The following is a 3,528-nucleotide window of genomic DNA, read 5'->3' on the forward strand; positions in this document are numbered from 1 at the left end:
GATGATTCTCGTTGGGATGGTCTTAAAGGGTATCTCACCAATACAGATATACCAATACAGGACGTATATACAGCATATCACAACCTTTGGCATGTGGAACGAGCCTTCCGTATAGCGAAATCAAAGATAGAGATACGGTCCCATGTTTCACTTTACGCGCAAACGAATCGAGGCCCATATATGCATCTGCTTCGTGGCTTTGAAAGTATACAAGGAATTGGAGCGTATGTTGAAAGTCTCAGAGATTAAGATGAGCATAGACAAGGTGCTTGCATTGGCAAAGACCATTACAACGATACAAATCAAGCTACCTCTGAACAAGGAGGTTTATACGCAGACTATGCTGATGGCAAGACATCAGAGAATAGCTAAACTCTTGACGAAGATTTTGGGGTGACACGATGACGAAGTCAGGAAAAGAAAAGTACAAAAATATTTGTAATATTAAAATAGACTCCCTTCCTGAGTTTGTCTGATAATGCACATACAAAGAACCAAAAGAGCTGAAGAAACACTCTTTTTTGTTTCTTCAGCTCTACGTGTAGTAGTCTATAAATTCATTCCAATTATCTGCATATCGCGACTTTCCTTGAAGAAGCAGCCTTTTATCTATATGCAGGAAAAGACGAAGATTAGATTACATACTTTCCAAGTTTTTTCTCTTACAGCTTAATTGGTAATGACCAGCTTTCTACCCGTCTTGTCGATACTATCTTTCTTAACGACGATGTAAACTCCTGGTGCCAATCCAAACTTGCGGAATGTTCTTTCATTTGACAGACTGACATCTTTCACAAAAGCCCCTGTGAGGTCATAGATATGGAAATCTCCTGTCAATGTTTCGCTCTGGAGGTCGATACCATTCGTGATGTCTTCAAACATGGTTGCAGAGGTATTCATCAGCACAAATCTATTCTGATTCATGCCCTTGACATCTGTCGCGAACGAATAAGAGAGCGTGTCGGCATCAAAAGGAGTGATAATCTTTGATTGACAGTCTACCAATTTAAGATTTTCATATTGTTCAAGTCCCTTTTTGGTTGCCTTGATGCAATATGTGCCTGGCTCGGAAACTCTCACCGTGATGTTCGCCTTAGTAATATCGTTAGTCGTATTGACTTGCCAGATGCCATCTTTCGTTGTAGAATAAATAGCTGTCGGCATCATTTCGCCACCAAGCTTGCTACCATCCCATCCATTGTCAAATCCTTCTGTTGCATTTTCTGATTCGCAAAGCCACATTTGGTCGCCAGTTTTCTCACCCAGAAGAACAAGCTTGACAAATCCTGTGGGTTGATTATTTTCCATCTCGTATGCTTTAGCCCTTTGTGGAAGTGATGCTGTTGTCATAACATTTCCGCTATAACTCAATTTCACCTCTGTAGGAGTGGTGCTGTAAACGGTCTTCTCTTTCGTATATTTGAGGAGGAAGCCCTGCATAGAAGGAATTTCATTCATGGCAAGTATTTCTGCTATATCGAGTGGAACAGCCGTGTAGGTGCCAGCACCGGTTGCATCTTTATTGCTTAGCGTAGCAGTCCAGTCTTTTCCACTTCCTGTATTATAGAGATAAACCGTTTTTTCCAAGTCGTCTGGCATTGTAATCGAACTGATTTTGATTGGCGCTGTGAAGGAATTGCCAAACAAATTCTGTCCTAATCCCCATCTAACGAACGACTCTTCGCCAGATGCACCTTCCACCTTGGCAGCCTCGCGGGTGAGTTTCAATGTAACATCGTTATAATTGAGATAGCCTCGCAGTGGCATTGTTCTCGGTTCGTCAAGACGGATGGAATATGCCTTGAACGCATACATCGTTTCACCTTTTGCTAAGTTTCTAAACTTATGGTAAAACTCTTTTTCAGCATTGTGTGCCTCATCATAAACATAGAGTCTTGCCTTTGGGAATTGTGCTGCCGACATTTCTGCAAACGGTATTCCGAAGAATTGGTCGGTCGAATTGATGTGGATTGTTCTTCCGAACGTCGGCGAACCAGTGAGGTTGTCCGTCCAAGTCTCCTTTACAGCCTTGGTAAGTACGTTCATCTGAACTTCAGCATAAATCTTGTCTTTCTCTACTCCTTGATAGCGTGCGACAAATGTTCCATTGGCCTTACCATTAGAGCCTGCTTCTATTTTCAGACGCACGGGGGCATATTTACCACTATTATCTTTCTGATGTTCAAATCCCACAGTTGAGGTTTTTACATATAAAGCGGAGCCTTGAGGAATAACCATGGCCTTTTGGCTTTCATTAACGAGATTTGTTGCAGTGAAATTCAGCGGCAATCTTCCTGTGCCGGTCAGTCGGCAATCGTTCACCGCTGCGTGGCCGTTGTTGTTTTCCTCGGTTGCAAAAACAATGTCTTCCCCTTCAGTAGGTACTTTGTTAGCTGTCCAGTTAGACGCAACGCTGAAGTTGTCACCATTGGTCTCATCGGTGCTTCCCATCCAGTAGTTCTTTTGTTCATTGCGAGTAACAACGAATTTTACCAATCTTGTTCCTCCCGAAGAACCCGAACATGATGTGTTGCCGGTAAACTGAGTCCGGATTTCATAAGTATATGTTCCTGGCTCCGTGAAAGTAACGTAAATATTATTACCTTTTTGTTTCAATTCGTTCTTTTCACCCGTGACATCATACCACTCAACGTCGTAAATATGGTTTGAAACGGGGAGAGAAACTTGCAATGGCTTCATACCATTAGTAATGTCTATATAGACATTATCTTTCACCTCATAACCTGTAGGAGTTTTCACAATGACTTGAGGAAGGTCAGCCGTCGTCAGGTCAACAACCTTTTTCATGTTGCAACTGCCTTCAGATCCATAAACAATTTTAACAGCGTAGATGCCTTTTGCAAGATCATTCCACACCACATTTGCTTGTTCTGTAGAATTCGCTTTGTAAGTTTTGATGGCAGATCCTTGCGGATTTCCGCTTGCATCTGCTTTATAAAGTTCATACGTTGCCGGCATGGTAACTGTCTTTCCGCTTTGTAAGGAAACAGAAATATTACCTTTCTTCGCAGTAACATCACAAGAAGCTCCAGTCACGTCAAAAGCATTCACCTCGTTTGGCTTAAAGACAAACTTGTATGATTTTGCCCAATAAGGGTCAGGCTGATCCACAGGCTTCCAAGAAGCGGTGCCATCATTCTTATGGATGTTCATGACCTCATTAATAGCATATGTGCGTTTTTCTTTTGCAATTGCCGAATAAACCTCTTCGTCTCCAGGAGACCATATATCGGCACCGCTAGAAATATAGGGATAATAACTGATGCCGAAATAGACGTCGTCTTTCAAATCACTCGGTTTGTCAGTACTGTAAATCCAATCGTCGGAAGTCGAGCTTTTAACTTTTTGGGTGACATATCCATACTGCAAAGTTGATCTGGAATACAAAACCTTGTCCTCTGTAGTCCCAAAGTCACTACTGTCCCGTTAAGGTGGACTAATCACTCTTTGAATTAATTGAAATACAGTCTATTAGGTGGTGTTTTGAAATGAAACGGACTTGATTTC

General features: G+C 41.9%; 1 protein-coding gene and 1 pseudogene. One reads left to right on the forward strand and one right to left on the reverse strand.

All coding sequences use genetic code 11. The features are described 5' to 3' along the window. Nucleotides 1–405, forward strand: a pseudogene (locus C7379_RS12450) (IS1634 family transposase); the annotation flags it as partial. A gap of 264 nt (nt 406–669) precedes the next feature. Here C7379_RS12450 and C7379_RS12460 read toward each other — a convergent pair. Next, entirely contained in the window at nt 670–3,309 is a 2,640-nt protein-coding gene (locus C7379_RS12460; RefSeq protein ID WP_133241908.1) for a hypothetical protein, read from the reverse strand. Between the last annotated feature and the right edge of the window lie 219 nt (nt 3,310–3,528).

The sequence above is a fragment of the Hallella colorans genome (assembly GCF_003096815.1).
In the GTDB taxonomy this organism is placed as follows: Bacteria; Bacteroidota; Bacteroidia; order Bacteroidales; family Bacteroidaceae; genus Prevotella; species Prevotella colorans.